This window comes from Aeromonas sp. R7-4 (assembly GCF_040908055.1).
Classification (GTDB): Bacteria; Pseudomonadota; Gammaproteobacteria; order Enterobacterales; family Aeromonadaceae; genus Aeromonas; species Aeromonas sanarellii.
In genome coordinates this window covers 64127-87619 of the sequence record NZ_JBFODA010000051.1, presented here as the reverse complement: position 1 = coordinate 87619, position 23493 = coordinate 64127, and the positions used below count along the sequence as shown (strand labels likewise).

Sequence of the window (23493 nt, the reverse complement as noted above, 5' to 3'; positions counted from 1 at the left end):
TGAATCGCCCCTGGTTTTCTAGACACTTTGTTGCTGAAAAATAAACTGCCTTTCAAACTCTACCGGCGACAGCCCATCATTGGAACCATGACGCCTGATTGGGTTGTAAAACATCTCGATATAATCAAACACATCGCTGCGGGCTTCGTCTCTTGTCGCGTAAATCCTGCGCTTGATCCGCTCCCGTTTGAGCAACTGAAAGAAACTCTCGGCGACCGCGTTGTCGTGACAGTTACCCCGTCGGCTCATACTGCAACTCAGGTTGTGGGCCTTCAGAAAGTCTTGCCATTCACCACCGGTAAACTGGCTGCCCTGATCCGAATGCACCAGTACCGGCTGCTTGGGTTTGCGCCGCCAGACGGCCATCAATAACGCATCAACCGCCAAGTCTGCCGTCATGCGTGACTTCATCGCCCAGCCGACGATCTGGCGAGAGAACAGGTCGAGCACCACCGCCAGGTACAGCCACCCTTCTTGAGTGCGAATGTAGGTAATGTCAGTCACCCAGATGATGTTGGGGGCTGGCACCTTAAACTGACGTGCCAGCGTGTTTGGGGCAGCTTGCGTGCTCTTGCCTCCATAATGCCCCTTGCGGCGTTGATAGCCCGTTTGCGAACGCAGTCCCTCCCGCTTCATTAATTTGGCCACACGGTGCTTGCCGCAGGCTTCCCCTGCGTCACGAAGGTCGCGATGGATCTTGCGATAACCGTAGACAGCACCACTTTCCAGCCAGGATTGCTTGACCAATCCGGTCAGTCGTTCGTCCTCCTGCTGTCGTGGCGATGTGGGCTGTTTCAACCACGCGTAGAAGCCACTTCGGTGAACCCCCAGGGTCTGGCACAGGGTAACGACACTGTACCGGTCGAGTCGGGAGGTTATGAACGCGTACCTTTCCTTGACTCGCTGGCAAAGTACGCGGCGGCCTCCTTTAGAATATTGCGCTCCTCGGTGACCTGGCGCAGTTCAGTTTTCAGGCGGCGGATCTCGGCTTGCAAGGCAGACTCTTCTATCTGCTGGTCAGCAGGCTTACCGTACTGCTTGAGCCATGCATACAGGCTGTGGCTGGATACCCCGATGGCACGTGCAACGTCAGCCACCGGCCGCCCGCGCTCGGTGATTTGTTTAACGGCTTCGATTTTGAATGTTTCTGGATAACGCTGACGGGTCATAACACCTCCAATAGTTGCCTCATTTTAAGGCTGTGAGGTGTCTAGGGAACTGGGGGCGATTCACGTTCGCTGCCTGTGATAGCCCTCTGTAATCTGCAATAAATCATAATAATCTTCTACCAATTTATCATAGGGCATATCTGAATCTCTCAGGAATGCCTCATGTCCACCTCTTCCACCCTCAAACTTGCCCTGGAGCTGGCGGCCAAGGTCACCGGCCGCGAGGATCTGGCCGCGTTGGCGGGGCAGGTGCAGGAGTTGGGCCCACTCTCTGACGAGACCGCCGCCGAGACCGAGCGCCTGGCGCAAACCCTGGAAGGGTTGACCCAGCAGCGCGACCTGATCGCCCAGTTCGAGGCCAGTGGCCGTGCCTTAAGCCAGTTGGAGCAGGCTGCCACTGTGTCCCGCGACCGACTGGCCCAGCTGCGCCGCGAGCAGCAGGAGACCGGTGGCGCGGCCCGCCAACTCACCGACCAGGAACGGCAGCTGGCCTCCGAGGTCAAGCAACTGGATCGCCAGCTGGTCGCCCAGGCGGCCAGCCACACCCGCCTACACACCGCCCTCGGCCAAGCCGGGCTCGATAGCCGCAATCTTGCCCAAGAGCAAGCCAGACTGCAGCGCGAACTGCGCGAGAGCGCGGCCCAGACCGAACGGCTGGGGCGCTCCCTGGTGCAGGGAGCGCAAGGGGCTGGCGGCTTCCAGGGGACCATCGGCAGCCTGACCGGACGCCTGGTGGCCATGGCGGGTACCTGGTTCGGGATCCAGACCCTGACCACCCAGCTGATGGCCATGTTCCAGACCGGCGATCAGGCCGAACGCCTTGGCGTCCAGCTCAAGGCGGTGATGGGGTCGATTGCCGGTGGCAAAGAGGCCTCCGTCTGGATCCAGGACTTCGCCAAGAACACCCCGCTGCAACTCGACGAGGTGACCCAGGTCTTCGTGCGCCTGAAAGCCTTTGGCATCGACCCCATGAACGGCGCCATGCAGGGCATCGTCGATCAGGCCTACAAGCTCGGCGGCGGCTTCGAGGAGGTGCAGGGCATCTCCCTGGCCCTCGGCCAAGCCTGGGCCAAGCAGAAGTTGCAGGGGGAGGAGATCCTGCAGCTGATCGAGCGCGGGGTGCCGGTGTGGCAGCTGCTGGAGCAGGTCACCGGCAAGAACACCGCCGAGCTGCAGAAGCTCTCGGAAGCGGGCAAGCTCGGCCAGGACACCATCCAGGCGCTGATGAACGAGATCGCCGCCCAGTCGAGCGGGGCGGCGGCCAACAACATGAGCCTGCTCTCGGGGCTTATCTCCAACGCCCAGGACAACCTGGCCAAGTTCTACCGCATGGTGGCGGAGAACGGGGCGCTGACCTGGCTCAAGAACCAACTGGCCAGCCTCAACCGTGAGTTTGACCAGATGGCCCAGGATGGTCGCCTGCAGGCGTGGGCCCAGCGCCTCTCCGATGGCATCGTCGGGCTTGGGGAATCCATCAAGGCCTTCATCCAGACCGTCTATGCCTGGCGGGATGCCCTGCTGGTGATGGCCCAGGCCTGGTATGGCCTGAAAATCGCGGGCTGGATTGCCGACCTGCGCGGCCTCTATGGCCAGTTCATCGCCCTGCCGGCAGCGACGGCCACGGCGGCGGGTGGCATGACCACGGCAGGGACGGCGGCGGCCGGGGCGGCTATCGGCGTGCGTGCGCTGGGCATGGCCCTGAGGGCCCTGCTGGCTGCCGTGACGGTGGAATCCATCATCCAGATCACCCAGTTCGCCGCCGCACTGCGCCAGTTGGTGCAGGCCGAGCTGGCGCTGCGAGAATCCCAGGCGCTGCGTGCGCAGACCCAGGCCCAGCTCAATGGCCAACTGGCGGCACTCTCTGCCGAGCTGGGGGTGGCCATCACCAGTGTGGCGGATCTCGACCGCCTGGTCGCCGAGGGCAAGGTGCATTACGACGAGGCGACCGGCAGTTGGCGGCAAGGTGCTGCTGCCGTCAAGGAGATCGGTACCGAGGCCCAGCAGACCCGCGACTACATGAATGAAATCAATGCCGTGGCCAAGAAAACGGCGGCAGAGATCCCCGCCACGCTGGGCAAGGCAGCCCAGACCCTGGGGCTGGACTTCGAGCGGGCCAATGGTCGTATCGGCGAGAGCTTCAAGGAGACCCTCGGCGCCCTGGATACCCTGGTGCAGCACAGTGGCTCCAGTTCGGCGGCCTGTGAAGAGTACCTGGCGGCGGCGTTCAACCAGGCGAAGAACAAAGCCGAGATCGATGCGGTGATCGAGCGTATGCAGGCGATGGCCAAGCAGGGCCAGCTCACCGGGGATGGCATCACCCGCTCCATGGCCATCGCGGCCGACGCCATGAGCAAGGTCAAGGGCGGCAGCGGCGATGCCAAACAGGCTGTGGCGGCGATCGGGGATGGCTTCGACACGGCGGCCGCCAAGGCCAAGAGTGCCACCGATGCCATGCGCTCGGGGCTTCGCGGCGTACAGGATGAAGCGCAGCAGACCGGCAACGCCGTGGCGTCGGCAGGAGGCGGGGGCAGTGCGGGCGGCGGTCGGGGGGAGGTCACCCGCACCGTGGGCGCCGGCTCGTTCTTCTACAAGACCGTGGATATCAACAACCTGCGCGGCAATGCCGATGCCTTGGCCAACACCCTCGCGGGCGTGGAAGAGGAACTGGCCCGCTACAGCCAGAAGGTGCGCGATATCCCCGCCTACAGCGAGTGGAGCAAGTATTACGGCGAGAAGTTCCAGAAGGAGATGGAGGCCATGCGCACCAGACTCCAGCAAGAGTTGAGCAAAGCCCAGGCGAAAGAGACCCAGCAGGCGCAAGCCCCCACCTCGACCGTCAGCCAAGTCGGGCCATCAAGCCTCCCTCAAACCTCGTTCAACCCGGGGCAACCCCAGCGGATCATCATCGAGTTGCGTGCATCGAACGGTGCCAAGGCCGAGGTACAGGCCGACGAGGCCAATGCCGCTGCCTTTATCAACCTCCTTAAACAGCAGGGACTGCGCTCATGAACGTCACCTTAAACGGGCTGCAACTGCCCGATGACCTCATCTGGCGAGACGAGTTCGATTGGGCACCCGTCGAGCAAGTGGTCACGCCGACGCTCTCTGGGGCTCTCCTGGTCGAGGAGACGGCCAAACCGGAGGGGCGTCCCATCACCCTGGTGGGTCACTGCCCCCGCGCCACCGTGCTCGCACTCAAGGCGCTGGAGGCCCCGGTGGCCCAGCTCCTGACGCTGACCTTGCTGGATGGGCTGCAGCGGGAGGTGTTCTGGCGCCGCCCCGGTGTGGTAGCCACCCCGTTGATCGAGATGGCCGACCCCGAGGCGGGTGAGCCCTATGCCTTGACCCTTAACTTCACCGAGGTGATCCGATGAGCATTCTTTCCGGCGACATCAAGCTGCTCGGCAGCCAGCGCCTGACGGATACCCCCGATGGCGGCGGCCGGGTGACCGGCCGCGAGATCGTGAGCGGAGAGCACAACAGCCTGTTCCCCGATGTGAGCGATCTCGACCGCGCCTATGGGGATGTCAGCCTGCGCAAGGCGTTCCTCGCGGTGCAGACCGACGACACCGACACCTACTATGGCGCCAACACTACTGTGCTGCTGCCGCCGAGCGACCCCAGCGTGGGCCTGTGCCTGATGAGCACCGGGGACCACCACGACACCCGCGCCGAGGCCCGCGACGTGCTGGAGCGCTACCTGGCACGGGGCCCGAAGTGGCGCGGCTTTCTCTACGACACCCAGCTGGAAGGGCAGCGGGCGATCCGCTTCTTCCAGCGGGTCGAGGTGCGCCTGCCGGAGGTAGGGGAGACCCTGGTGCTGGTCGGCGACGAGGGCAAGGCCAGCGAGTTCGAGCAGTACGTGCGGGTGTTGGAGGTCAGCGAGCAGCTGGCCAAGTTCCAGATCCCGGGGGTGCCCGAGTTCACCCGCAACGTGGTGACCTGCACCCTGGCGGATCCGCTGCGCTACACCTTCGAGGGGGAGCAGCCCACCCCCTATGACGTGGTGACCAATGTCAAGACCGCCCTGCGCGAGACCGTGGTAGCCGATGCGGCCAACTACTTCGCCACCACCAAGCTGGCCGAGGCGGTGAACCTGGGCGCCATGCAGGTGCGGGCCAAGACCATCTTCACCCAGCTGGTGCCGGCCGCGCGCAGCGAAACCCCGGCGGTGGACCTGACCGCTGCCGGCGAGCTGGCCAGCCTGGTGGATTCCGGCCAGGCCCTGGTCACGTTCAATACCGTGGTCAGCATCGCCCCGAGCCGGGGCCTGTTCCTCGGCACCGGCGTGAAGCCAGGCACCCTGACCATCACCATCGGCGCCGCCGTTATCACCGACAAGGGCGGCGAACTGGTGGTGGCGGGGTCGGTGATCGGGTCCATCGACTACGGCCGGGGGCAGATGGAGTTCAACGCCCAGTGCCCGAACTACGGCGCCGCGAGCAAGGACATCAGCTTCTGGCCGGCGGCCCGCCCGTCGCGCATCGCCGACACGGCTCAGATCGAGATCAAGGCCAACAACCGGGGCTATGCCTACACCATCACCCTGCAGCCGACCCCGGCGCCGGGCACCCTGACGGTATCGTTCATGGCGCAAGGCAAATGGTACGACTTGAAGGACAACGGCCGGGGCGAGCTGTTCGGGGCAGACAGGTCATACGGGTCCGGTGTGGTCAATCTGGCCACCGGCTCGGTCATGCTGACCCTGGGGGCGCTGCCGGACGTGGACACGGCGATCCTGTTCAGCTGGGCCACCCCGGTCAACTACACCAACCGCAGCGGCCAGGCCATCAGCATCAGCAAGACCGCCTGGCAGCTGCCCCACACCGGCATCACCCCCAAGAGCCTGATCCTGACCTGGGGCAGCGGCAAGACCGCCAACGATGCGGTGGGGGATGGGCGGATCCGGGGCGACATCACCGGCACCATCGACTATGCCGAGGGCATCATCGATCTGGAGCACATCACCCTGCCGGCGCTGGGCCAGGAGTACGTGGCCCAGTACCAGTACGGCGAGCCGGTGACCGAACGCCACATCGAGCCGGGGCGCCTCTCGACCCCCGGCCAGGTGGGGCACCTCTCCATCACCCTGGACGGCGACGGCGGCGGCGCCCACAACCTCACCCCGGGGTCGGTGCGCGTCAAGTTCAACGCGCTCTACGCCATCGTGGCGGCGTCAGAGCGGATCCTCTCCATCGAGAAGAAGGACCCCATCATCACGCTGCAGGACGATGGCCAGGGCAACCTGATGGACGCCAGCGGCAACGTGCTGGGGGCCATCGACTACAACGCCGGCACCCTGCATTTCATGCCGGACGGCACCGCCCTGCTGCCAGAACCGACCTATGCCTGGGTGCCGGCGGGCAGCCATCAGGACCCGGTGACGGGCACCTGGTACACCGACATGCGCTGGACCCTGACCGGCATCCAGTACATCAACACCGCCTACACCTTCCCCGATGGCGAGGGGGGCTGGGTCGATGTGACCTACCGCAACAACAACAGCGCCCTGGCCCAGAACGCGACCCTGACCGCCCAGGCGCTGCGCATCGACGTGACCCCGGGATTCTCCGAGGCGATCCTGGAGGGCTCGATGCGCTTCACCCTGGGCGGGTCCACCTACGTGGACCGGCAGGGGCTGCTCTACCGCGACCCGGATCCGGCGACCGGCGCCGGCATCCAGGCGGGCACCATCGACTACAGCAACGGGCTGGCGGTGCTGGCCGACTGGGCGGCGGGGCAGGGGGCCCAGCCGTCGCTGCAGTCCCTGGCCACCTCGTTTAACGTTCAGTCGGTGGACATGGTGACCTTCCGCACCCCGGGCGCCCCGGTGGCCCCGGGCAGCCTCTACATCAGCGCCAACACCGCCACCGGGCGGCGCATCGAGGCGACGGCGGATGGGGACGGCTATTTCACCACCGCCGATATGGATGGTCGGGTGAACTACCAGACAGGGGTGGCGACGGTGCGCTTTGGCCGCAAGGTCACGGCCGCCGGCAACGAGGGCGAACCCTGGTATGACGCCGAACTGGTGGGGGAGGACGGCAAGATCTGGCGGCCGATCAGCGTGGTGGCCGACACCATCCGGTTCAACTGCGTGGTGTTCAGCTACCTGCCGCTCAATGCCGATCTCATCGGGCTGGATCCGGTGCGGCTGCCGTCAGACGGCCGGGTGCCCTTCATCCGCAAGGGCTACATCGTGGTGATCCACAGCACCCGCAAGGCGGCGTTCCCCATGGGGGTGTCGGCGGGGCAGCAGCTCAACACCGGTCGGGAGCGGCTGGCCTACGCCCATGTGGAGGACAAGGACGGCAAGCAGCTGGCCACGTCGCTCTACAGCACCAACCTGGATAGCGGCGTGGTGACGCTGGCCAACCCGCTGGATCTGACCGGTTACGCCGAACCCCTCTACGTGGTGCATCGCATCGAGGACATGAGCCTGGTCACTGACGTGGAGATCTCGGGCCGCCTGCAGTTGGCCAGGCCCCTGTCCCACGACTACGACCCCGCCGACACCCTGGTGTCGAGCGCGCTCATCATCGGCGACTTGTGGGCGCGCTACACCAATTTGTTCGACCAGAAAACCTGGACCAACAAATGGCAGGACTACCGGGACGGCGACGAGTCCACGGCGCAGTACAACGACACCGACTACCCGGTCCAGGTCACCAACCGCGCCACCCTGCAGGAGCGCTGGGCGATCATCTTCCAGACCAGCACCACCTTTGTCCTGGTCGGGGAGCATGTGGGCCAGATCGCGGTGGGGGACGTGAACACCGACCTGGCGCCCATCAACCCCAACAACGGCCAGCCCTATTTTCGGCTGGATCACCGTGGCTGGGGGGCAGGCTGGTCGAGCGGCAACGTGCTGCGCTTCACCACTCAGGCGGCGGCGTACCCGCTCTGGGTGATCCGCACCATCCTGCAGTCGGTGGCGGCGCAAGAGACCGACAAGTTCGAGCTGCAGCTGCGCGGCAACGTCAACCGTTAACCGGGTGAGGCAATCTGCCCCACCCCGATTGATCCAACTGGAGAACACCATGGCTACTTTTCCCGTGAAATGGTACGCAAGCGACATGCAAGGCGCCCCCAACCTGGGGGATACCGCAGCGGGCGCCCTGACGGCTCTGCTCAAGGCGGTGCTGGTGACCGGGTTCGGCACCCTCACCATCAACAGCCTGGTGTGGGACGCCACCGAGAACGCCGCCAAGGCGACCATCGCGGCCGGTCATGCCTACAAGCAGGACTCGGTGATCGAGGTGAGTGGGGCCAGCCCTGCCGCTTACAACGGCGAGCACCGAGTCAAGAAGGTGAGCAGCACCGAGGTGTGGTTTGAGCTGGACGGCGGCAACCCGGGTTCAGCCGCCAGCGGCGCCATGAGCATGAAGGTGGCCCCGCTCGGCTGGACCCTGACCCATGAGAGCGGGGACGGCATGGTGGCCATCTATCGCCCCACCAACGTCAGCGAGTCGGGGAACGTTTCCTTACGCATCGACAACACCGCGTTTTCGGGGTGGACGGGCGCCACCTATCGGGCCTATTTGGCCAAGGTGCAGCTGGTCGAGGATGTGGTGGACATCAACACCTACACCCTGATTTATGAACACCGCTGGCCCGCCACCAAGCGGTACTCTGACGGGCGTTGGGATTTGATAGGCGACGGCCAGTTGTTCTACTTCCTGCCCGCCTATGCCGCCCACAGCTACCAGCCATTGCTGATGTTTGGTTATATCAAGTCGGTGCGTCCCGGCGACCGCTATCATGCGGTGTTGGGCACCTACCCGGGGACTTCGGCGGATGATTCAGGTCGCCGTTGGGACCAGACTTTTAACGCAGCGGTATGGGCTTATGTCTATAACAACCTGCTGAGTTTCGAGGATAGCGGCCATAGGGTCATGGCCCGTCCATACCATCAATTATTTGGGACGACAACGTGGTGGCTCAAGGGGCTGTTTGGCCGCTTCGGGAATGGGATGAGTATTCCCAACGGGTCGGACAACGCTTTCTATATGAGCACCGATCCCATCATGGTGATGGAGAACAATAACCACCTGCGCGGCTATCTGCCAGGGTTGGTGGTCCCCTATGGCAACGTCAGCGCTTGGCACCGTAAAAACTTTGCCAACCTGCCCGCCCTGCCTGGCAAGATCGTGCGGTTTATTCAAGCCACCTACAACGAAAATGCCATGAATGCGGCCCCCACCCTGGCGGGTTTCGATTTGACCGGGCCCTGGAGGTAAACCATGGCAAGCGATCAAGCCTTGCGGGATCTGATCCTGGCCAGTAATCCGGTCGGTTACTACCCGCTGGATACTCCGGCCAATCTGGGGAGGGACATATCCCCCTACGCCAACCACGGCAGCCAGAGCGGCAGCTTTAGCCAAAGCGTGGGCACCTTTTCTGATATGGATTTCGTGATGACCAAGGGGGTCAGCAGCCCCTTGGTGACCATTCCTGATCGGGCCGAGTACAAGGGGCGCACCTTCACTCTGGAATGCGTTATCGCATTGAGCGAGGATGCCAACCTAGTGATCGCCGAGCGGGGTGGCGACAACAAAAACTGGAGTTTGCAGAGTGTTGGGTCAGCCATCGGCTCCCCGGTGCCCTCCTTCCAGTTTATTTTGGGGGATCAAGCGGTCGCTGCGGCAAATGGGCGCGGCGGGCCGGTGCTGTCGCTCTGTCATATGGTGTTTACCAGCGTTCTGGGCGTGACCAAGCTATATATGAACGGCCAGATCCTCAAGGAGTGGACGGTCGCCACCGGCAACGGCACCCAGGGTAACCAGGGCACCCTGCCCATCCATCTGTTCTCTCGGGGCGGCAGTTTTGGCACATCGGCCCATCTGGCCCATGTGGCGTTCTACAACCGCGAGCTGACGGTGGCCGAGCGGCAGGCACGGGCGGATCTATTGAACAAGCCCTATGAGTTTAAAGCCCAGCCCATCACCGCCATCCCCGCCAACCAGGAACCCCGCAGCCAGTTTGAACCGCAGGATGTGGCTTGGCGCGGCAGCCCTGGCCATGTCTATGCCGGGCCCATGCCAGCACCCGCCGTGACGGCAGACCCGCTCTGTCAGGGGCAGGATCTGAACTGGCTCAGGGACGGCAACCAGAACGTGCTGCAGGGCTATATCGAGAGCACGGTCACCATCGACGGGGAGGGGGTTCGGCGCCGGGTGCTCTGCTTTGACCAGGCGGGCAACCTTATCGGGGAGACCTACAGCCGGGCCAGCGATGGCAAATACCGGTTCGATCTGCTCTGGCTCAACCGCCGCTATATGCTGGTCGCCCAGGACGATCCGGCGTTCGGCCCCGCCGACTACAACGCCGTGGCGGCCGACTTCCAGCTCCCCACCCCCTACGCCCCCGGTGAGGGGGTCGGCCTGGCCTGATAGGGCCGTACCAGGAGGTACTATGTTCACGTATGCAGATGCACTGCGCACCAGCCGCGCCCAGCTGCTGGCGGCCGCCATCGACGAGGGCAGCGCGGGGCCAGCGACCCTCAAGATCTACACCGGTGGACGCCCCGCCCCAGGGGCGGCCATCACCAGCCAGGTGCTCTTGGTGACGCTGCAGTTCACCCACCCCTGCGCCCAGAGCGTGACGGGCGGTGTGCTGACGCTCAAGCCCCTGGCCGAGCAGATGGTCACCGCCAGCGGGGTCCAGGCCTGGGGGCGCATCACCAACCGGGACGGGGGCTTTGTGGCGGATCTCGACGTGGGGCCACCGGAGAGCTGCGCCGACATCGAGATCCCCGCCAGTGAGCTGTTCACCGGCGCCATGGTGCGCATCAACGACGCCATCTTTACCGAACCCTAACCGCTCCCCGTGAGCCACGAGGTCAGCATGGCCAGAACCGACGCCCGGCTGGAGTTGCAGAAGGCCCGCAAGGCCACCGCCGCCCTGGAGCTGAACCCGCTCATGGTGCAGCGCTATGCGGCCGTGCTGCGGGGCACCAGCCTGCCGCCCAGCCTGGCCTGCTCGCCGGGACTGGTGCTGCCAAGCGTACTGCAGGGGACGGGGCCCGCGACCCAGGCCAGCCTGGCGGTGATACCGGTTTACCCGGCTGCCCTGCTGGCCACGGCGCCGCAGCCGGTGGTCGAGATAGGCGCCGCCGTGGTCATCGAGGCGACCCTGGCCAGCACAGCCAGACCCCTGCTGCCTGCCATCGAGGCCGGCCACGACATCAACGTGTTCCGGGGACCGAGCCACACCAGCACCGATCATTTCGAGCGGGCCGCGCTGGTGACCCGGGCAGTGCAAAGCGACTGGCAGCAGCCAGCCCTCGTTCCCGCCCCCTGTCAGAATCATTGGCAGGAGGCCCGCCCCCTGCAGACCGAGTGGACCGGCCTGGCCGAACAGCTGCCCCGGGAGGATGGCACCGTGCGGGTGCCGTTCGACGAGGGGCAGGCCCTCGGCGCGAACAACGGCCATGGCTTCGACAGCCTGCCCCCCGGCCATGCCGTGACCCGCTCGCTCTGGGTCGAGGGGGCGCCGGTGGGCCGCTGGCAGGTGAGCGGGTTTCGCAACCCCCCGCGCCAGGACAAGGAGTGGCAAGCCGACCGCTGGCAGGAGGCCACCCCGCTCGGTTTCACCCTGGGCGGCCAGCGCTGGCAGCTCGGCCTGCAGCTGCACAAGGGCTGGCTGGAGCGGTGGGAGGAGGCGATGCAGCCCCCCTGGGGGACCAGCCCGCCCCCCAAGCCGCCCATCAAGCCGGAGCGGCCGGACAAGCGCACCAAGGCGCTGGTATTTGGCCGGCCCCGGGGGGATGCCTCCCTGGAGTTTGTCTGGTTCGGCCAGGCCCACATCGTTATTCCAACCCGGAGGGTTTACCTGGTGAGCAACGCAGCACAGATAGTGCGAGTCAGGGACGGGCTCGACATTCCCGCCACCTCGCTGAGCATCGAACTCGATACCGACTCCTGGGCCTGGCAGTTCACGGCCCAGATCCCGCGCATCGCGGCTGCTGAAATGACGGACGAGGAGGAGGTGAGCATCCATGTCAACGGCCAGCAGTGGGATTGCGTGTGCGATGGCTGGCAGTCGAGCCAGAGCTTTGCCCGCGAGTCGGCGACCCTGACTGGGCGCTCGCGCACAGCCTACCTGTCGCCAACCCACGTGTTACCCCAGGCGGTGAGTGAGATCGGGGCTGCTACCATGGCCCAGCTCGCGGAGGCGCTGCTGCCTTACGGCTGGACCCTGGACTGGCAGGCGCCGGATTGGCTGGTACCCGGCGGCTTCTTTAGTCTGGAGAGCCAGACCCCCATCGAAGCGATCAAGTACCTGGCAGAGGCGGCGGGCGGGTTCGTGCTGCCGCACCAGCGCGATCGGCACCTGGTCATCAAGCCGCGCTATCCGACCGTTCCCTGGCAGCTCGACGGGGCGCTGGCCGACGTGGCCATCCCCCGCGCCATCATCACGACGCTAGGCAGCGATTTCCAGCCGGGGCAGGCGGCGAACGGCATCTATGTCAGCGGTGGTCATCAGGGCATCAATGCCCGGGTGCTGCGCCAAGGCACGGCAGGGGATCGGCAGGCACCGGCCATCACCCACCCGCTGGTGTGCGATGTGGTGGCAGCTCGCGCCCAGGGTGTGGTGGGACTGGTCAAGACCATGCCGAGGCGCACCCAGACCATCGAGCTGCCGCTCTCAAGCGACACCGGGCTCATCCTGCCCGGTGCGTTGCTGGCGGTCGATGGCTGGAAGGGCTTTAACCGAGGGGTCAGGGTCGCGGCTGGAATGCAGGGCCGAGCCATGACGGTGCGCCAGCAACTGAGTGTGGAGCGATTTGTATGAACCTGTTCAAGCAGTTCCAGGCACTGATACCCGGTGCCGACCCGTTGCTGGTCGGTACCGTCACCGCAACGACGGGCACCAGCACCACGCTGGAGACCCCAGGCGGGGGCGTGGTGATCGTGCGAGGGGGAGGGGTGGCCATCGGCCAGAAGGCGTTCTATCAGAGTGGTGCTATCATAGGGCCCGCCCCTGATTTACCCACCTATGAAATCGAGGTTTAAACCCCTGTTAAGCGTCTTTCAAACTTGGTGGCTTCTGATTCACCGAGTTTGATAAATGCGGCCGAGCTCTGTTTATCGTTTTACCCAGAAGTGTTTTTCATTTTTCGCGGCGGGCTACAGTTTTCCCCGCCGTTCAACACATCAGAGCACCATAACGGGCCACAATGAGGTATCTTATGCCCCGATTTCATCCATTAAACGGATCCGAGACCCCATATGATCATCAAACCCAAGGTTCGCGGTTTTATCTGCACCACCACCCACCCGGTCGGTTGTGAAGCCAATGTTCGTCGTCAGATCGCTTATACGAAGGCCAAGGGCGCCATCGAGAATGGCCCCAAGAAGGTGCTGGTGATCGGCGCTTCCACCGGTTATGGCCTGGCCTCCCGCATTGCCGCCGCCTTTGGTAGCGGCGCCGCCACCCTCGGCGTCTTCTTCGAAAAAGCGGGCAGCGAGACCAAGACCGCCACCGCGGGCTGGTACAACTCCGCCGCCTTCGACAAGGCCGCCAAAGAGGCCGGCCTCTACGCCAAGAGTGTCAACGGCGATGCCTTCTCCCACGAGTGCCGCGCCAAGGTGATCGAGCTCATCAAGCAGGATCTGGGGCAGATCGATCTGGTGGTCTACTCCCTGGCCTCCCCGGTGCGCAGGCTGCCGGACACGGGCGAAGTGGTGCGCTCCGCCCTCAAGCCCATCGGTGAGGTCTACACCTCCACCGCCATCGATACCAACAAGGATCAGATCATCACCGCCACCGTCGAGCCGGCGAATGAGGAAGAGATCCAGAGCACCATCACCGTGATGGGGGGTCAGGACTGGGAGCTGTGGATGGCGGCCCTGCGCGATGCGGGCGTGCTGGCTGACGGCGCCAAGTCCGTGGCCTACTCCTACATCGGTACCGACCTGACCTGGCCCATCTACTGGCATGGCACCCTGGGCCGCGCCAAGGAAGATCTGGATCGCGCCGCCGCCGCCATCCGTGGCGATCTGGCCGCCAAGGGCGGCACCGCCCACGTGGCCGTGCTCAAATCCGTGGTGACCCAGGCCTCCAGCGCCATTCCCGTGATGCCGCTCTACATCTCCATGGCCTTCAAGATCATGAAGGAGAAGGGCATTCACGAGGGCTGCATGGAGCAGGTGGATCGCATGATGCGCACCCGCCTGTACGGCGCCGATCTGGCGCTGGACGAGCAGGCCCGTATCCGCATGGATGACTGGGAACTGCGTGAAGACGTGCAGCAGACCTGCCGGGATCTCTGGCCCTCCATCACCACAGAGAACCTCTGTGAGCTCACCGATTATGCCGGCTACAAGCAGGAGTTCCTGCGTCTGTTCGGTTTCGGCCTGGACGAGGTGGACTACGAGGCGGACGTGAATCCGGACGTGCAATTCGACGTGGTCGAGCTCTGAGTCTGACTCAAGTGAAAACAGGGCCCTGCGGGGCCCTGTTTTTTTGGCAAGAATTCCGTCAGACTGCGGAATTTTATTATCCACGATCACCTTTTCCCCATATCAAACCCGCTAGGCTTGCGCTGTCTGGATCACATGACGGCATTGCCGAGGTACGGAAGCTATGACCACTCCACATGAAGCGCCCAAAAAGCGCCAACTCCCCACCGTCTATACCCTGCTTTTTATCATCATCGCCCTGATGGCGGCCCTGACCTGGGTGCTGCCGGCGGGCAAATACAACTATGTGACGGCCAAGACCCAGCAGCCGATTGCGGCGGCGGCCGTGGCCGACTACGGCGGCGACGAGCGGCTGTTGCCGGTGCCCGGCAGCTACACCGAGCTCCCTTCCCAACCGCAGGGGGTATTCGAGGTGCTCAAGGCGCCCATTCAGGGCTTTCACAAGGCAGCCGACGTGGCGCTGTTCGTGCTCATCATCGGCGGTTTTCTGGCGGTGACCATGCAGAGCGGCGCGCTGGATGCCGGGGTGGGGGCCATCGTGCGTGCCTTCGCCGGCCGAGAGCAGCTGCTGATCCCCGTGCTGATCGCCCTGTTTGCCCTGGGCGGCTCCACCTTCGGCATGGCGGAGGAGACGGTGGCCTTCTGGGCACTGATCGTGCCGGTAATGATGGCGGCGGGCTTCGATCGCATGGTGGCGGCAGGGATCATCCTGCTCGGCTCCGGGGTCGGGGTGCTCGCCTCCACCGTCAACCCGTTTGCCACGGGCATCGCCTCCGGTTTTGCCGGCATTCCCATCGGCGAGGGGATTGGCCTTAGGGTTGTGCAGTGGCTGCTGCTGGTGATCTTCGCCTCCTGGTTCGTGATGCGCTACGCCAAACGGGTGCAGCAGGACAGGTCCAGCTCCGTGCTGGCCGACATCGCCTATGACGACGAGTTCTCCCAGATGAAGAGCGGCAACCTCGCCTTCAGCGGCAAGCAGAAGCTCACCATGCTGGTCTTCTTCGGCACCTTCCTGCTGATGATCTATGCGGTGGTGCCCTGGTCGGATCTGGGCATCGATCTGCTGCCCACCCTGGGCTGGTGGTTCGACGAGCTCTCCACCCTCTTCTTCAGCGCTTCCATCCTGATCGCGCTGATCAACCGGATGCCGGAGTCCAACTACGTGGCGACCTTCCTCAACGGGGCGCGGGACCTCATCGGGGTGGCCCTGGTGGTGGCGGTGGCACGTGGCATCTATGTGGTGATGGAGCACGGCGTCATCATCGACACCATATTGCACTGGGCCGAGGGGCTGGTGAGCGGGCTGTCGTCGTCGGTGTTTATCCTGATGGCCTATCTGGTGCACATCATCCTGAGCTTCTTCATCCCCTCCACCTCGGGGCTGGCGACCGTTTCCATGCCGCTGATGGGGCCGTTGGCAGACTTCTCCGGCATCTCCCGGGATCTGGTGATCACCGCCTATCAGTCCGCCTCCGGCTGGATCAACCTATTCGCCCCCACCGCCGCCCATCTGGTAGCCGGGCTGGCGCTGGCCAGGATCCCCTACGATCGCTTCGTGCGCTGGGTGCTGCCCTTCATCGTCGGGGTGGCCCTCATCACCATGGGGGTGCTGGTGGCCGGTGCCCTGCTGCACGGCTGATGGCGCGGATAGAAAACGACAGGCAACAAAAAGGCTCCCGCGGGAGCCTTTTTCATGAGCCTTGCTTACTGCTTGTAGCCCTTGAGGAAGCGGGCGAGGCGGCCGATGGCCTCCTCCAGCTCCTCTTCCCGGGGCAGGAACACCAGGCGGAAGTGATCCGGTGCGGGCCAGTTGAAGCCGGTGCCCTGCACCAGCAGGAGCTTCTCTTGCTGCAGCAGGTCGAACACCATCTTCTGGTCGTCGCGGATGTCGTACACCTTGGGGTCGAGGCGCGGGAACATGTAGAGCGCCCCCTTGGGCTTGACGCAGGAGACCCCGGGGATCTCGTTCAGGAGCTCCCAGGCCTTGTCGCGCTGGCGGCGCAGGCGACCGCCCGGCAGGATCAGCTCGTTGATGCTCTGGTAACCCCCGAGGGCGGTCTGGATGGCGTGCTGCATGGGCACGTTGGCACACAGCCGCATGGAGGCCAGCATCTCCAGCCCTTCGATGTAGCCCTTGGCACGGCCCTTGGGCCCGGTGATGACCATCCAGCCCTGGCGGAAGCCACAGGCGCGGTAGGCCTTGGAGAGGCCGTTGAAGGTCACCACCATCACATCGTCACACAGGGTGCAGACGCTGGTGTGGGAGATGTCGTCGTAGAGGATCTTGTCGTAGATCTCGTCGGCGAAGATGATGAGGTTGTGCTGGCGGGCGATCTCGATCACCTCCAGCAGGAACTCGCTGCCGTAGACGGCGCCGGTCGGGTTGTTCGGGTTGATCAGCACCAGGCCGCGGGTGCGCGGGGTAATGCGGGCGCGGATGTCGTCGAGATCCGGATACCAGTCGGCCCCTTCGTCGCAGCGATAGTGCACCGCATGACCACCGGAGAGGGTCACGGCCGCAGTCCAGAGCGGATAGTCGGGGGAGGGGACCAGCATCTCGTCGCCGTTGTTGAGCAGCGCCTGCATCGCCATCACGATGAGCTCGCTGGCGCCGTTGCCGATGTAGATGTCGTCGATGTCGACCTTGCGCATCCCTTTTTGCTGGTAATACTGCATCACCGCCTTGCGGGCCGAGAAGAGCCCCTTGGAGTCGCAGTAGCCCTGGCTCTGGGGCATGTTGAGGATCACATCCTTGATGATCTCCTCCGGCGCTTCGAAGCCAAACGGGGCCGGGTTGCCGATGTTGAGCTTGATGATGCGGTGACCTTCGTCTTCGAGACGGCGAGCTTCCTTATGCACCGGGCCGCGGATGTCATAGCAGACATCGTCGAGCTTGTGCGACTTGTCGATAGTGAACATGGTGAGCGTGATTCCTTCCCCGTGGGGCGCGTTGGCAGAAAAGCGGTTTTTAGTATCAAATTTCTCTGCCCCTATTCTTCACAGAATTGAATGCTAGAACAATCTAATTTATGGAATAAATCCCTGATATTTACCCCTAAAACAGGGTTGCTGAGATGTTAAATTCAGCAGGATCTTTTGCCTGTTTCGCGAGAAACCAGTGAAAGATGAGGGGTGATCCCATAATGCCACCGGAGTGTATTGAAATCTCCACACCATCTGGCACGATTGGCTGGGCCGAAAAACGTCGCCAGACCCTTTCGGCCAAGCCCGTTTCCCGTCGGACTGGCTCTCATCAACCCATGGAGGCACTGCCATGCAAGCACCCCAACCCGGTCGCTATCGTCACTTCAAGGGGGGCCACTACCGGGTGCTCACCCTGGCCCTGCACACCGAGACCCAGGAGCAGTTGGTCATCTATCAGTCCGAGCAGGATGGCGCCGTCTACGCCAGGCCGGTCGCCATGTTCATGGAGTGGATAGAGCACCAGGGGCAGGTGGTGAGTCGCTTCACGCCGGTGGGGGACTGACCCCGGACTCGCCGTTCCCCATGAAAAAGGCGCCATCGGCGCCTTTTTGCTGTGCAATCGGTGGGGATCAGAGCCCCAGATTGGCCCTGGCATAGGCTTCGAAGTCGGTGCAGCCGCCGATGTGCTGCTCGTCCAGGAAGATCTGCGGTACCGTGGTGACCGGCTTGCCCGCCTTGGCGGCGAGATCGTCCTTGGTCAGCCCTTCGGCGTTGATATCCACGTAGCGGAACTCGAAGTCATCGCGCTCCTCGGTCAGCTGCTCGGCAATCTGCTTGGCGCGCACGCAATAGGGGCAACCGGGACGACCAAAAATCTCTACAAACATCTTTTCTCTCCATTAAACAGGCCGTTGAAGAAGGCCATTGAGACGAGGCTGGGCACAGCATAGCCCCGCCGCCGTGCCAGTCAAAGCCGAAAATAGCGATGCGTCCGTTCGCCAACCCCGATTGCGCCCATTGCTGATGAAGGCTCCAGAGCCCCTGTCTCGCGCCAAGGTCGGGGAATGGGGGCCGCCTTGCTGGCAAGGCCACCCATATCGTTCATCACTGCTCGGCGATCTGGATGGGCTGCTGCTGGTAGATGCTCTCCAGCACGCCTTTTTCGAAGACGGTCCAGGGCCAGGGGGCCTTGCTGGCGCGATAGCGCTCGTGGGTGGCGGGGTCTTGCGACAGGCCGCGCTGGAACATCACGAAGGCCTTGCGCTGACCACTTGCGGTGTCGATGAAGCCGGCGAGGTTCGAGGTGCCTGTGATGGTGCCCGTCTTGGCGTGCACCTTGTTCTTCATCATGGGGGCGGTGACGCTGCGGCGCCAGGCCAGGGTGCCGTCCACCTGGGAGCTTGGCAGCAGCTTGATGAAGTCGAGCTCGGCGTCGTTTTGCTGGATGAAGCTCAGCACCGACAACATCTGGCGCGCGCTGATGAGATTGTGGGCGGAGAGGCCGGAGCCGTCGGCCAGGGTGGCGTTGCCCAGATCGATGCCGTGCTTGGTCAGGATGGCGCGCACCGCCATGGTGCCGCTGCGATAGCTGCCCGGCTTGTTGTAGTAGTGGCGGCCCACCGTCTTCAAGAAGGTGTCGGCGTAGAGGTTGTCCGATTTTTTCAGCATCTTGGCGAGCATCACCGGCAGGGAGACGGAGTAGTGGGTGGCCAGGGTTTCGGCGCCCACCGGCGCCTGGTGGGTGACCCGCAGCAGGCCGTCGTGGCGGATACCGGCGCGGTTCATGGCCCAGCGGATGTTGTCCCAGCCCCAGGCTTCCACATCGTGAATGGCGAAGCGCAGCCCCTGTGGCTCCTTGTTCGGGGTGATGCAGCCCTTGAGCTCGTAGAAGTTGCCCTTGGCCATGTCCACTTCCAGGGCGCAGAACTGGCGCGCCATGTCGCCATAGCTCATCACCTCCACGTTGTCGGCGCCGATGCCGATGGGCACGCCGGTGGCGACATTGCCCACCGCCGGTCTGCCGATCTGGGTGGCGGTGACGGTGCCATAGGCACAGTTCTTGTCGATGATGACGGAGGAGACGGGGGCGGCGAAGCAGAGGGTCTGATCCCCCCAGGACCAGCCATTGCCGCGCTCATAGCCGTTGTAGGCGCCGGTGTTGACGTAGACGTTGCCCTGGATGCGGGAGACCCCGAGCTGCTTGAACAGGGCCACCAGATCCATGCGCGACAGGGTGGGGTCGCCCACGAAGTTGATCCAGATGTCACCGTTGATGGTATCCCCCTGCTTGGCGCCGGACTGGGCCTGGATATCGGTGGCGAAGCGAAAATCGGCGCCGAGCTCGAGGCGGGCCGCCAGGGCGGTCAGCACCTTCATGGTGGAGGCGGGCGCTATCATGTCGTCCGCGTTGCGGGAAAACTCGATGCCGTTGTTGCCCTGGACGATGACGGCATACTGGCCCCCCTTGGGCGGGGTCAGCGGGGTGGCCTGGGCCACCAGGGAAAAGAGAGCACAAAAACCAATCAACAGCCGCTGCATAACATCCTCTAACGTGACGAAGGGGCGCGGCAGTGGTGCCGGCCCTGACAATTCAACCTTGTGTCACCAGCCGATGCGGGCTCGGCCGTGACGAAGCCATTCATGATGCCGGTCGCCCCTTGCCGCTACGCCGAGGCGTTGGCGGTGCGGTAGCGGCCGTCATAATCAAAAATCTTCTCCTTTATCTGCCAGAAGCGGCCCGATTTGCGGGCGATGACGAAATCGGGGTGGCGAAACTGGCGCTCCAACGCCAGCACGCTCGCCAGGGTGGCAAATTCGGGCTCCAGGCCCGGGGCGGGCCAATGATGACGCACAAAGCGTTGTTGAAACAAGCGCCGTGCACCCTCGGAGTGAAAACCGAAGTACTCGCTCAGGGTGAGACCGTCCTCGTCGTGGTAGGTCACCTCCAGCCGCTCCCCCTGTTTGCCACGCCCGGCACTCAGCGTCAGGCCGGCGCAGCGGATCACCATGCAGTCCTTGAGATTGAGCGCCTCCTTGAGTTTGTCGTCAGGGTCCACCAGCAGCTGATCGCAGTGCTGGCAGCGGCGGGCGGCGATATCGTTCTCCGCCCCGCAAGCCGGGCAGATCTTGGCGCGAAAGCGGTAGTCACACTCCTCGCGATGGCCCTCGTCATCTTCAAACAGTCCCTGACAGCGACGGCCGTAGTGCTCGATCACCTTGCCATCCTCGTCGGTCTTGCCCCAGAAGGTGTTGGCAAAGCCGCAGGAGGGGCAGGGCACCAGCACCGGCTCGGTGCCGGCGTGGGGTCTGGGCTCCCCCACCTCGGGGGCAAACAGGTTGAAGTTGTTGCCGGCATAGTCGAGCACCAGACAATCCTCTTTGCCCGGCGAGAGGCGCAGGCCCCGCCCCACGATCTGCTGATAGAGAGACACCGACTCGGTGGGCCTCAGCATCACGATGAGATCCACGTGGGGGGCGTCAAACCCCGTGGTCAGCACCGCCACGTTGACCAGAAACTTGAGCTCGCGGGCCTTGAAGGCATGGATCAGGGCATCGCGCTCCGGACCCGGGGTCTCTCCGGTGATCAGGGCGGCCTGTTCCCCGCGCGCGCCCAGCAGGCCGTGGATTTCCCGGGCATGCTCGACGGTGGCGGCGAAGATCATCACCCCCTGGCGCTCGCGGGCATACTCCAGCACCTGATTCAGGATATGGGGGGTGACCCGCTCCTGGCGTTTGAGCTCGCCGTTGAGCTCGGCCTCGCTGAACAGGCCGTTCTCCCGCGGCACCAGCCGGCTGAAGTCGTAGTGGACTATGGGGGCATCCACCAGGCGCGGCGGCGTCAGGTAGCCATTTTTGACCATGAAGCGCAGGGGCAGCTCGAACACGCAGTCGCCGAACAGCCGCTCCCCGTGGCTCTTGACCATGCCGTGGTAATGGCGCCGGTAAATCCAGCCGAGGCCGAGACGATAGGGGGTGGCGGTGAGACCCAGGATCTTGAGGGCTGGGTTGGCGGTCTTGAGATGGGCGATCACCTGATGGTACTGGCTGTCGTCATCGAGCGAAACCCGATGACACTCGTCGATGATGAGCAGGGAAAAGGCCCCGTCAAACGCGGCCAGATTGCGTGCCACCGACTGCACCGAGCCGAACACCACCTGGGCGCTCGCCTCCTTGCGCGCGAGGCCGGCGGCGAAGATGTCGGCCTTGAGCCCCCAGGCCTCGTACTTGGCGTGGTTCTGCTCCACCAGCTCCTTGACGTGGGCCAGCACCAGCACCCGGCCACGGGCCTTGCGCGCCAGCTCGGCGATCACCAGGCTCTTGCCGGCGCCGGTGGGCAGCACCACCACGGCGGGATCCGGGTGCTTGCGAAAGTGGTGGATCACGGCGTTGACGGCGTCGGTTTGATAGGGTCTGAGAACGAACATGGGGAACGGCTGTGGCGCAAGGTGGCGCCATTATAGGGATCTTGCGGCGAAAATGCAGCGAGGGGAGGGGGCGGTGCCCCAGACGAAAACGGGCCGGCATGATGCCGGCCCGCAGACACTGGCGAGTGCTTAGTGGAAGGGGAACAGGTAGTTGAGCCAGCTGCCCATGCGCATCAGGATCTTGCGCATGATGGCCACGTGGTGGAAGTGCTCTGTGTAGATGGCGGCCTGGCCGCTGGAGCCGGCAATCACCTGGTACTTCGCCCACTCGGGATCGGTGATCTCGAGGATGATGGGCAGGCGGCCCGGTACCTGGGCGGAGGTTTGATCGATGAGCCCTGCCTGGGCCTGGATGTTGCCCGGCGCCATGGCGGGGATCACGGACTGCACCCTGGCCTTGAAGATCCGGCCGGGGATACCGTCCAGCACCACCTCGGCCTCATCGCCATCCTTCAGCCGCTGCATGCTGTTTTGCCAGAACCAGCCGACGTAGGCGTTTTCATCTTCATGGATGAAGGTCATCACGGGGCGATACATGAAGGGGGCGGCGATCATGCCGGGACGCAGCGCCAGCTGCACCACATGGCCGTCGCTCGGGGCATAGACCACGGTCTGATCCAGCTCGTACTTAGCGATGTTGAGCTGGGCGCTCAGGTCATCCAGCGACGCCTTCTGTTGGTCAATCTGGGCGACGATGTCGTCCACGTTGGCCTGGGTCACGTCGAGATCACGCTGCTTGCCGATGCCGCGACGCATCAGCTCCAGGGCGCGATCCCGGTCCAGACTGGCGGAGCGCAGTCTGGCGTCGAGGGCTTTGAGGAAATCCTTGTTGGAGGCGAGCCGCGCCGTCAGGCTGGCGACTTTCTCCTGGAAGGGCACAGCATCCAGGCGAAACAGCACATCACCCTGCTTGACCGGCTGGTTGGCCTTGACCGGCACCTCGGTGACCCGCCCCTTGACCAGGGGAACGACGGGGGTGGAGACGTAGTAATTGCGGGCCAGCTCCGAATAGGGGTGGTTGTAGTTCATCAGCGTGATGAGCGCCCCGATAATGAAGACACCGCCGAGCACGGCCGTGGGCACACTCCACTTGTTGAGCGGGATCTTGAAGATCTTGAAAATACCTACGCAGAGGGCCGTATAGGTGAGAATAAGTAGCAGGTCCATGTAGGGTCACCTATTTATCTGTCTGTTCGAGCGTGGTCATGCGGGCTTGCAGTGTGGCCAGCTCTTGCTTGAGGGCGCTGATCTCGTCTTCGTCTTTTTGCAGCCGTTGATTGAAACCCCAACCGCGATCGGGGCGATAAATCGTGGCCCAGATCCAGAGGAAGGGCCAGAGCACATGCAGGGTGAACAGGCTGACCCAGCCTGCCACGTGAATGGCGTCCTGGTGAGGGTGCTGACGATGCTTGGCAATCTCGTACGGAATATCGTGAATGACGATAACGCCATAGAACATGACCAAGACGACAAACACCAGTATTCCCAGGGCAATGTAGTCAAGTACCATCGATTTCTCCCATCTTAGTCGCGAGGTAATGCCTTGTT

At 63.8% G+C, this 23493-nt stretch carries 18 protein-coding genes; 11 read left to right on the top strand and 7 right to left on the bottom strand.

Annotated features, from left to right (window positions below; all coding sequences use genetic code 11):
- Positions 1-18: 18 nt before the first annotated feature.
- Positions 19-1169 (bottom strand): IS3 family transposase gene (locus AB5Y72_RS13855; RefSeq protein WP_325783120.1). Its coding sequence is split into 2 segments (ribosomal slippage): positions 19-932 and positions 932-1169, totalling 1152 coding nucleotides; the frame shifts between segments, so codons are not numbered across the junction.
- 162 nt (positions 1170-1331) lie between these two features.
- Here AB5Y72_RS13855 and AB5Y72_RS13850 point away from each other — a divergent pair.
- The 10 genes from AB5Y72_RS13850 (at position 1332) to AB5Y72_RS13805 (ending at position 16235) form a co-directional block, all read left to right on the top strand.
- The gene (locus tag AB5Y72_RS13850) at positions 1332-4178 is read left to right on the top strand and encodes a tape measure protein (RefSeq protein ID WP_368199090.1); all 2847 of its coding nucleotides are present in this window, start codon (positions 1332-1334) and stop codon (positions 4176-4178) included.
- Positions 4175-4543, top strand: a complete 369-nt coding sequence (locus AB5Y72_RS13845; RefSeq protein WP_368199089.1) for a hypothetical protein — start codon at positions 4175-4177, stop codon at positions 4541-4543. The genes AB5Y72_RS13850 and AB5Y72_RS13845 overlap by 4 nt, the downstream gene beginning before the upstream one ends.
- Positions 4540-8160, top strand: a complete 3621-nt coding sequence (locus AB5Y72_RS13840) for a curculin (mannose-binding) lectin protein (RefSeq protein ID WP_368199088.1) — start codon at positions 4540-4542, stop codon at positions 8158-8160. Before AB5Y72_RS13845 ends, AB5Y72_RS13840 begins: the two co-directional genes overlap by 4 nt.
- A 49-nt stretch (positions 8161-8209) precedes the next feature.
- Complete coding sequence (locus tag AB5Y72_RS13835; RefSeq protein WP_368199087.1) at positions 8210-9409, top strand: hypothetical protein; 1200 nt, start codon at positions 8210-8212, stop codon at positions 9407-9409.
- 3 nt (positions 9410-9412) lie between these two features.
- On the top strand, positions 9413-10561 hold the full coding sequence (locus AB5Y72_RS13830) for a hypothetical protein (RefSeq protein ID WP_368199086.1): 1149 nt from the start codon (positions 9413-9415) through the stop codon (positions 10559-10561).
- Positions 10562-10583: 22 nt separating this feature from the next.
- A complete protein-coding gene (locus AB5Y72_RS13825) occupies positions 10584-10988 on the top strand; it encodes a hypothetical protein (RefSeq protein ID WP_368199085.1) in 405 nt (134 codons plus the stop codon).
- Positions 10989-11015: 27 nt separating this feature from the next.
- Positions 11016-12965: a hypothetical protein gene (locus tag AB5Y72_RS13820; RefSeq protein ID WP_368199084.1), complete on the top strand. Its 1950-nt coding sequence runs from the start codon at positions 11016-11018 to the stop codon at positions 12963-12965.
- Positions 12962-13186, top strand: coding sequence for a hypothetical protein (locus AB5Y72_RS13815; protein ID WP_069652667.1), 225 nt, complete (start codon positions 12962-12964; stop codon positions 13184-13186). Before AB5Y72_RS13820 ends, AB5Y72_RS13815 begins: the two co-directional genes overlap by 4 nt.
- Positions 13187-13402: 216 nt before the next feature.
- On the top strand, positions 13403-14596 hold the full coding sequence (fabV, locus tag AB5Y72_RS13810) for an enoyl-ACP reductase FabV (RefSeq protein ID WP_209791667.1): 1194 nt from the start codon (positions 13403-13405) through the stop codon (positions 14594-14596).
- A gap of 163 nt (positions 14597-14759) precedes the next feature.
- Positions 14760-16235, top strand: a complete 1476-nt coding sequence (locus AB5Y72_RS13805) for a YfcC family protein (RefSeq protein WP_368199083.1) — start codon at positions 14760-14762, stop codon at positions 16233-16235.
- Between the two features lie 65 nt (positions 16236-16300).
- Here AB5Y72_RS13805 and AB5Y72_RS13800 read toward each other — a convergent pair whose 3' ends face one another.
- A complete protein-coding gene (locus tag AB5Y72_RS13800) occupies positions 16301-17515 on the bottom strand; it encodes a pyridoxal phosphate-dependent aminotransferase (RefSeq protein ID WP_005302243.1) in 1215 nt (404 codons plus the stop codon).
- A gap of 355 nt (positions 17516-17870) precedes the next feature.
- Here AB5Y72_RS13800 and AB5Y72_RS13795 point away from each other — a divergent pair, with 355 nt between their 5' ends.
- Positions 17871-18083, top strand: coding sequence for a DUF1653 domain-containing protein (locus AB5Y72_RS13795; RefSeq protein WP_368199082.1), 213 nt, complete (start codon positions 17871-17873; stop codon positions 18081-18083).
- 67 nt (positions 18084-18150) lie between these two features.
- Here AB5Y72_RS13795 and AB5Y72_RS13790 read toward each other — a convergent pair whose 3' ends face one another.
- The 5 genes from AB5Y72_RS13790 to AB5Y72_RS13770 all read right to left on the bottom strand — a co-directional run bounded on the left by AB5Y72_RS13790 (position 18151) and on the right by AB5Y72_RS13770 (position 23455).
- Positions 18151-18408 carry a GrxA family glutaredoxin gene (locus AB5Y72_RS13790; protein ID WP_368199081.1) on the bottom strand — a complete coding sequence of 86 codons (258 nt, stop codon included), beginning with the start codon at positions 18406-18408 and terminating at the stop codon, positions 18151-18153.
- A gap of 217 nt (positions 18409-18625) precedes the next feature.
- Positions 18626-20059 (bottom strand): D-alanyl-D-alanine carboxypeptidase/D-alanyl-D-alanine-endopeptidase, encoded by a 1434-nt coding sequence (dacB, locus tag AB5Y72_RS13785; RefSeq protein ID WP_216989997.1) that lies wholly within the window; start codon positions 20057-20059, stop codon positions 18626-18628.
- A 125-nt stretch (positions 20060-20184) separates the two neighbouring features.
- A complete protein-coding gene (locus AB5Y72_RS13780; RefSeq protein ID WP_368199080.1) occupies positions 20185-21945 on the bottom strand; it encodes a DEAD/DEAH box helicase in 1761 nt (586 codons plus the stop codon).
- A 129-nt stretch (positions 21946-22074) separates the two neighbouring features.
- Positions 22075-23112 carry an HlyD family secretion protein gene (locus AB5Y72_RS13775; RefSeq protein WP_209791677.1) on the bottom strand — a complete coding sequence of 346 codons (1038 nt, stop codon included), beginning with the start codon at positions 23110-23112 and terminating at the stop codon, positions 22075-22077.
- 10 nt (positions 23113-23122) lie between these two features.
- Positions 23123-23455: a DUF3302 domain-containing protein gene (locus AB5Y72_RS13770; protein WP_209791679.1), complete on the bottom strand. Its 333-nt coding sequence runs from the start codon at positions 23453-23455 to the stop codon at positions 23123-23125.
- Between the last annotated feature and the right edge of the window lie 38 nt (positions 23456-23493).

Excerpts from the sequence above, each read along its gene's own strand:
- AB5Y72_RS13820 (WP_368199084.1), top strand. The coding sequence starts at position 11,016 with ATGGCCAGAACCGACGCCCGGCTGGAGTTGCAGAAGGCCCGCAAGGCC.
- AB5Y72_RS13845 (WP_368199089.1), top strand. The coding sequence starts at position 4,175 with ATGAACGTCACCTTAAACGGGCTGCAACTGCCCGATGACCTCATCTGG.
- AB5Y72_RS13775 (WP_209791677.1), bottom strand. The coding sequence starts at position 23,112 with ATGGACCTGCTACTTATTCTCACCTATACGGCCCTCTGCGTAGGTATT.
- AB5Y72_RS13805 (WP_368199083.1), top strand. The coding sequence starts at position 14,760 with ATGACCACTCCACATGAAGCGCCCAAAAAGCGCCAACTCCCCACCGTC.
- AB5Y72_RS13835 (WP_368199087.1), top strand. The coding sequence starts at position 8,210 with ATGGCTACTTTTCCCGTGAAATGGTACGCAAGCGACATGCAAGGCGCC.
- AB5Y72_RS13800 (WP_005302243.1), bottom strand. The coding sequence starts at position 17,515 with ATGTTCACTATCGACAAGTCGCACAAGCTCGACGATGTCTGCTATGAC.
- AB5Y72_RS13850 (WP_368199090.1), top strand. The coding sequence starts at position 1,332 with ATGTCCACCTCTTCCACCCTCAAACTTGCCCTGGAGCTGGCGGCCAAG.
- AB5Y72_RS13780 (WP_368199080.1), bottom strand. The coding sequence starts at position 21,945 with ATGTTCGTTCTCAGACCCTATCAAACCGACGCCGTCAACGCCGTGATC.
- AB5Y72_RS13815 (WP_069652667.1), top strand. The coding sequence starts at position 12,962 with ATGAACCTGTTCAAGCAGTTCCAGGCACTGATACCCGGTGCCGACCCG.
- AB5Y72_RS13840 (WP_368199088.1), top strand. The coding sequence starts at position 4,540 with ATGAGCATTCTTTCCGGCGACATCAAGCTGCTCGGCAGCCAGCGCCTG.
- AB5Y72_RS13795 (WP_368199082.1), top strand. The coding sequence starts at position 17,871 with ATGCAAGCACCCCAACCCGGTCGCTATCGTCACTTCAAGGGGGGCCAC.
- dacB (WP_216989997.1), bottom strand. The coding sequence starts at position 20,059 with ATGCAGCGGCTGTTGATTGGTTTTTGTGCTCTCTTTTCCCTGGTGGCC.
- AB5Y72_RS13770 (WP_209791679.1), bottom strand. The coding sequence starts at position 23,455 with ATGGTACTTGACTACATTGCCCTGGGAATACTGGTGTTTGTCGTCTTG.
- AB5Y72_RS13830 (WP_368199086.1), top strand. The coding sequence starts at position 9,413 with ATGGCAAGCGATCAAGCCTTGCGGGATCTGATCCTGGCCAGTAATCCG.
- fabV (WP_209791667.1), top strand. The coding sequence starts at position 13,403 with ATGATCATCAAACCCAAGGTTCGCGGTTTTATCTGCACCACCACCCAC.
- AB5Y72_RS13825 (WP_368199085.1), top strand. The coding sequence starts at position 10,584 with ATGTTCACGTATGCAGATGCACTGCGCACCAGCCGCGCCCAGCTGCTG.
- AB5Y72_RS13790 (WP_368199081.1), bottom strand. The coding sequence starts at position 18,408 with ATGTTTGTAGAGATTTTTGGTCGTCCCGGTTGCCCCTATTGCGTGCGC.